General features: G+C 46.1%; 7 protein-coding genes. 4 read left to right on the forward strand and 3 right to left on the reverse strand.

From position 1 onward, the window contains the following. The 4 genes from ACKPQ5_RS00975 to ACKPQ5_RS00990 all read left to right on the forward strand — a co-directional run. The coding region (locus ACKPQ5_RS00975) for a c-type cytochrome (RefSeq protein WP_407677218.1) at window positions 1-379 on the forward strand (379 nt) is incomplete at its 5' end. 12 nt (window positions 380-391) lie between these two features. Beyond that, window positions 392-1,312, forward strand: coding sequence for an alpha/beta hydrolase fold domain-containing protein (locus ACKPQ5_RS00980; RefSeq protein ID WP_407677219.1), 921 nt, complete (start codon window positions 392-394; stop codon window positions 1,310-1,312). A gap of 36 nt (window positions 1,313-1,348) precedes the next feature. After that, a complete protein-coding gene (locus ACKPQ5_RS00985; RefSeq protein ID WP_407677220.1) occupies window positions 1,349-3,073 on the forward strand; it encodes an alpha/beta hydrolase family protein in 1,725 nt (574 codons plus the stop codon). Window positions 3,074-3,103: 30 nt separating this feature from the next. Continuing rightward, window positions 3,104-4,630, forward strand: coding sequence for a sulfatase-like hydrolase/transferase (locus ACKPQ5_RS00990; protein ID WP_407677221.1), 1,527 nt, complete (start codon window positions 3,104-3,106; stop codon window positions 4,628-4,630). Window positions 4,631-4,637: 7 nt separating this feature from the next. On the opposite strand, the gene ACKPQ5_RS00995 is transcribed toward ACKPQ5_RS00990, so the two are convergent. The 3 genes from ACKPQ5_RS00995 to ACKPQ5_RS01005 form a co-directional block, all read right to left on the reverse strand. After that, a complete protein-coding gene (locus ACKPQ5_RS00995) occupies window positions 4,638-5,987 on the reverse strand; it encodes a sulfatase-like hydrolase/transferase (RefSeq protein ID WP_407677222.1) in 1,350 nt (449 codons plus the stop codon). Window positions 5,988-6,183: 196 nt separating this feature from the next. Next, window positions 6,184-6,402, reverse strand: coding sequence for a hypothetical protein (locus ACKPQ5_RS01000; protein WP_407677223.1), 219 nt, complete (start codon window positions 6,400-6,402; stop codon window positions 6,184-6,186). A gap of 113 nt (window positions 6,403-6,515) precedes the next feature. Then, the coding region (locus ACKPQ5_RS01005) for a hypothetical protein (protein WP_407677224.1) at window positions 6,516-6,765 on the reverse strand (250 nt) is incomplete at its 5' end.

Here is a 6,765-nt window from a genome sequence, read left to right on the forward strand (position 1 = left end):
GGCCTGCGCAAGTTGTCATACCGTACGCGAGGATGACCCGCAGAAAGGGCCTTACCTCGGAAATATTGCCGCCATTTATCCACGCAATGAATTGGCGGAGGCGATTCTTCACCCGAACAAATCGATCGCTCAGGGGTTTGCCACCAATTTGGTCACCATGAAAGACGACCGGGCGGTAATGGGTTTCGTGACCGAGGAGACACCGGACAAACTTGTGATGCGGGACATGGCCAGTAACGAGCATATCTTAATCAAGTCAGAGGTTGCCAACCGTTCCACTTTGCCCAACTCGATGATGCCCGCCGGTCTGATGCATCCTTTTTCCATTAAAGAGTTCGCGTCGATGCTGGATTATATTGTGGGTCTATCCCAAAAGTAATTACCATTTTATATGATCAGTAAAATTTTGAAAGCGTTACCTGTCTTAGCTCTGTTTTGCTACTTCTGCCAGGCTCAGGGAAATCAAGCAACAGCCCTAAAACCCAACGAACTGGCACCTACTCATAGAGATATAAAATATGGATCACATCCTAAAGAATTGATTAACTTTTGGCAGTTTGACTCGGATCAACCAGTCGGGATTCTTCTTCAGATCCACGGCGGAGGATGGATGGGTGGAAAAAAAGATGAAGTGCTCCGACCCCATCAATTGAAGCAAGGCTATCATATCGCCTCGATCAGTTATCCGCTGGTCAATGAAGGAGCACTCCAGCCTGCGATGCTGAATTCTGCCCTGCGGGCGGTTCAGTTTCTCCGTTTTAAAGCGGTTGAATGGAAGATTGATTCCAGTCGTATCGTGGCAACCGGGGGATCCGCAGGAGGATGCTCCAGTTTGTTGATTGCCTTGCACGATGACATTGCCAATCCGAAGAGCCCGGACCCCGTGGAACGATTTTCATCTAGAATTGCCGGTGCACAGGTGGCGGGGGCCCAGACCACCATGAACCCTTTTGTAATCAAGGAAAGAATTGGGGAGAAAACATTCGGAAATCCCATGCCCTACAAACCATTCGGAGCGGAAACAGCTGAGGGAATGATGAAGGACTGGGGGAAGTACAAAGAACTTGCGTTGAAATGTTCCCCGGTTACTCACCTGACCAAGGATGATCCACCCCTGCATCTTTTTTACAATGTGAACCGCGAGTTTCCCACCACCAGTGGATCCAATGGCATACACAGTCCGATCTTCGGAGAGATCATGTTGGAAGCCTGCCAAAAGATCGGCGTGGAATGTCACTTGCAATACTGGGAAAAAGACCGGCCCCAGCCTACAGTTTCCCGGCAGGACTTCTTAAAGAAACTCCTTCTTTAAGAGTTCGTAAGCCTTTCCCTTCCCATTTTAATAAAAATGATAAACAGAAAATTATTCATTTTGCTTCAATATCTTTATCTACAAGGTATCTTCCTGACGATTGCTCAGGCAGCTCCTTTGCTTACTCCCCCAGAAGTATGGAAGGATTACGATCCGGATCTGGGGGATTTTAAGGAGGAGATTGTCAGGCAGGAAACCAAAGACGGCATCTTTTCAAAGGAATCCTACATCAGTGCCTATGTGAACGGCGAAGAGGTACGGGTGTTTTGCAAGTATGCAGTCAAGGAGGGAGCGAAAAAAGCACCAGGGTTATTGAATGTTCATGGATGGATGGGTGGTCCCGCGATCGATATGAACTATGTGAAAGATGGATGGGCGGTGATGGCTCATGATTATTCCGGCATCAATACACGGAGTGATTATACCCAGTATCCGGATGCTTTGGCCCACGGTCATATGGAAGCCAAAAAAATGGGGCATGCCCTGATCTATGACCGTATGCCTGATGGCAGCCAAACCACAAATCCCAAGGCGACTTCTCATTATTTATGGAATGCGGTGCAACGCAGAGCCCTCAGCTATTTGTTGGCCCAAAAAGAAGTGGATGCCGGTCGTATCGGTGCCAAAGGATACTCCTATGGGGGTACGATTATGTGGAATCTCGGAATGGACCCCCGGGTCAAGGCGATCGTTGCTTACTTTGGAATTGGCTGGATCAACTATTATCGCGACCGTGCCGTATGGATGCACAATAATCCATACCAGGAACCGGAGAAATCACCTGGCCAACAACTGTATCTTTCGGCGGTGGCACCCCAAGCCCATGCACCTTACATGACCGCAGCCAGTCTTTGGCTTAATGGATCCAATGATCATCACGGTGGCCATGAGCGGGGATGTGAAACTTTTAAAACCTTCAAACCCGGAGTGCCCTGGGACTTTGCAGTGCAGGCACGCGGTCATCACAATACCGAGAAACTCGGAGATAATTGCAAGCTATGGCTGGAGAAGCATGTGCTGGGCGAAAATCATTTCTGGCCGGGGCGTCCGCAGTCGATTATAAAATTGGATTCAAAAGGGGTACCTGAGTTACACCTGACTCCTGCAAGCCAGTCAGAAATCAAGGAACTGCAAGTTTATCAATGCCTGAAGACATCCAATAATATTGCCCGCTTTTGGAGAGATGTGGATTCGGTCAGGCAGGGAAATACCTGGGTGGCCAAGCTGCCGGTGATGAATGTGGATGATTATGTGTTTTCCTATGCCAATATCCGTTACCAGAATGACTGCGTTCTATCCTCTGATTTTGAGGCAGTGATTCCCTCGAATCTGGGCAAGGCCGTGGCAACCGATAAAAAATCCGATTTAATTTCCGATGGAACCGGCCAATGGAGCCATGTCGGCCCAGCCGAAGGGGTCGGGGGTGTGCAGGGATTCCGTCCTCTGGACAATCGCAGGGGAACCCGAAATATCCAGTTCTCCGATCCCAAATGGAAAGCACCCCGGGAATCCAAACTGAGCTTTCGTTTTTATTGCACCCAACCACAAAAAGTTGTTTTGAGTGCCAATCGACGTTTTACCACGGAGCTCGAGATCACCGCGTCCAATGACTGGCAAAGCATGACCCTCCCGGCCAAGCAGTTACTCAGTCATGGCGTTGGGCTAAGTGACTGGTCTGTGGCGGACAGCATTAGCATCATGCCCAAGCCCGGTTCCGATATTACCAAAATTGTATTCGCCGAATTTAAATGGTTGGAGTAAGAGCAGTAACTTGGTGAAATTTTTAAACAAATGAAAAGTAAAAGTATATTTACATTTTTTTTGGTGAACACTTTGTCGGCTGGAATTTTTTTAACTGAGCAGTCATTTGCAAAGGATAAACCAAACATCCTATTCTTTTTAGTCGATGATATGGGTGTGGGGGATACATCCGTTCCTTTTTTGTACGAAGTTGGAAAGCCAAAGAGGATTCCGACTAATGATTTATACCGTACTCCACACATGGAGAAACTCGCAAAGAATGGGAGACTCTTTACTCAGGCATATTCGTATTCGGTTTGTTCACCCACCCGAATAAGTTTGATGACCGGGCAAGCGGCTCCGCGTCATGGAGTCACCACATGGACGCACCCCAAGGAGTCGAAAATTGATACGGGTAGAGTCCAAACCAAAACGATCAAGAGTCCAAGTGACTGGACCATCAAAGGCTTGGATCTTTCATTGCCTTTGCTTCCCCAGGTTTTACTGGATTCAGGCTATGCCACTCTGTTTGCGGGTAAGGCACATTTTGGTCCCGATGATACTCCAGCGGGTAATCCCTTAAATTTGGGCTTTGATGTAAATATTGGAGGATATGGAGGTGGAGGCCCAGGTTCCTATCACGGTAAATATAAATACTCTGCTTCATGGCGAAGTAAGAACAATCATCAATGGGATGTTCCCGGTTTGGAAGCCTATCACCCAAAGGATACTTTCCTGAGCGAGGCAATTACTCTTGAGATGAAGAAGGCAATTTCCAAGGCATGCAAAAAGAAGAAACCTTTCTATGCGTACATGTCTCACTATGCGGTACATGCACCGTATGAAGTGGACGGACGGTTTAAGGATAATTATCCAAAACTTAAAGGGCATGCCCTTGCTTTTGCCACATTGGTTGAAGGTATGGATAAATCCCTTGGCGACTTGGTTACACATTTGGAAAGGGAAGGTGTGGCTGAGAAAACCCTGATTATTTTCTTTTCCGACAATGGCAGCACTTTTCATGTGAATGCACCATTTCGAGATAAGAAAGGTTCGCGTTTTGAGGGTGGTTTGCGGGTTCCACTGATTGTATCCTGGGCCAAACCCAACACGAATAATCCACTGCAAAAGAATTTGAATATCCCCATCGGTTCGGTTGATCATTCCATCATTACCTGTGTTGATATGATGCCGACAATCCTGAGCATTACTGGAGCCCAGACTCCCGATGATGCGAAAATGGATGGAGTGGATGTAAGTGTGGCATTCCGGGGAGATTCCAGTTTTGAGAGTCCTTCGACTTTCACCACTCATTTCCCCCACAGGCATCGAAACACTCTTTTTTCCACTCATCGCCAAGATAATTGGAAAATCATTTATAATTATGGATCGACCAACTGGGAACTGTACAACCTGCAGACCGATCCTTTTGAAAAGAATAATCTGGTTACCAAGGAACAGGATGTCGCAAAGAGAATGGGGCAGAGTCTATTGAAAATACTGGATTCGCAGGGTGCGGATTATCCAGTTGATCTAAAGACAGGAAAGCCGGTTAAACCAGACTTAAGTAAAATTTAGAAACATTCTATTCGCCCTCAATAATCCGAATGTGGTTTTTGCTGTGGGTGCGGAACCATACCTGAGCCTCATCCCAGCGGGGCTTTTCCAGTTCGGCCTTCCAGTCATTGAGCTGTGTAATCATTCGATCTGACCTTTTCTTTTCTGATTGGATCAGGTTTTTGGATTCGCTCAGATCTTCTTCCAGGTTGTAAAGAGCATAGCCGTAATCCTGCACATAAATCAATTTCCACGGACCGTCGCGCAACGCCGAAAACCAGAGCTTGTGCCAATAGAGGTTTTGGTGAGGAGGGGTAGCTTTCTCTCCCTGAATGAAAGGCAGTAGGTTTACCCCGTCGAGACCCTTTAAATCTTTATCCTTGGCTCCTGCGGCAGCCAGGGAGGTGGCCATAATATCCAGGGAGATCATCATGGATTCAAATTCCTTAGGTTCTTTGAATTGCTTGGGCCAATGAGCAAAAAACGGAACCCTTGTGCCCCCTTCAAATTTGATTCCTTTATGTCCGGCCAGGGGAAGGTTGATCGATGCGTTTCCAGTGGCTCCCCCGTTATCACTGAGAAACCAAATCAAAGTATTTTCGAATTTCCCGGAGGCTTTCAGAGAATCTACCAGTTTTCCAATTGCCCGGTCCATGGCCCAGATCATCGCGGCGTAGCTTCTTCTCTTGGTATCTTTGATCGATGCGAAAAGAACCTTATCTTCCTCGGTGGCATGCATCGGTCCATGAGGAGCGGTGAAGGAGTGAAAAAGAAAGAAAGGTTTGTCGTCTTTCGCATTAATGAAATTAATCGCTTTTTGTCCGAACACATCGGTCAGGTAGCCATCGAATTTGACCTGCTTTCCATTCTCTTCAATCGCTTTGGCATTACCTGCCTTATCATCCTTCTTGGGATGATAGAAATAACTTCTCGAACCGGACCGCAGGCCGTAAAAGTAATCGAATCCGCGACGGGTCGGATAAAATTCGTCCTGATTCCCCAAGTGCCACTTTCCAATTAAGCCGGTCCGGTAGCCCAGTTTTTGGAGGCGGTCCGCCATGGTGACCTGCTTAAGGTCCATGCCGTCGGTGGGGGGCGGTGAATTCGCTTCATGCCCAAAGCGTTGCTGATAACGCCCGGTTATCAAACCAGCCCGTGACGGGCTGCATACCGAGGCAGAGACATGTCCATCCGTGAAACGGATCCCATTGTTGGCCAATTTATCAATGTGGGGCGAGCGAATATCTTCTGATCCCTGATAGCCCAGATCTGCCCATCCGAGATCATCCGCAAGCAGAAGAATGATATTGGGCTGTTCAGATGCCTGAATTAAAGAAGGGAAAACCGAAGTCAGTATGCCAAGTAAATAAATCTTCATAATTAAACACGCATTGAATCTGAAGACGGGTTTAGTTACAAAAAATAAAATCAGTAATGATTCAAATTTTTTCTGGTAGCTTGAAGTTTGGGAAGGACGAGGAATCTGTGGGATAACCTTCTGTTTAATCTCGCCCTTTTTGTATTCATTTTAAAATGGAGCACGAATCGAGCAAGCTTGATCGCAAAAGTGAGTATTATTTATGAATCAATTCTGGCGGAGGCGGTACTGGTAATGCATTGGGCAGATTAAAAACCTCCTTTCGTGATAAAAAAGTTTTCTTGATTCCGGGTTCATGATGAATTTTGAGAAACCCGTTTTTGATCAGGATATCCACTTTGCTTCTTTGTTTGAAACCGAGGATATGCGCAGCTTCCATCACTGGAATCAGATCACTGTTAGTAGATGTTGCCATTTTTGTATCTGAGTTAATTAAAAGAAGAATAACCTATATTATTTTCAAATTAGTTCAATATCGACTTCAGATGAATTATCTATCCGGTATATTAAATATTGAAACGGTATTTCTTATTTAGTCTCTATGGGTTGAGGGTCTTTACGGGGAAGATCGAGCACCTCTGATTTTTTCAGAACCTCTCTTTTACTGGAATCAATATTATAGGCTTTTAAATACCGCTTCTTGACCAATTCAGCAATTGATCGGGAATTTTTAAAGCCCAGAATAAGCGTGGCCTCTCGTTTAGTAATGTAATCGTCCGGATTGATTTTTTCTTTAGTCATAGAATTCATTAGTACATAGAACCATATATTATTTGGT

The organism is Candidatus Seribacter sulfatis (genome assembly GCF_964187635.1).
In the GTDB taxonomy this organism is placed as follows: domain Bacteria; phylum Verrucomicrobiota; class Verrucomicrobiia; order Opitutales; family Seribacteraceae; genus Seribacter; species Seribacter sulfatis.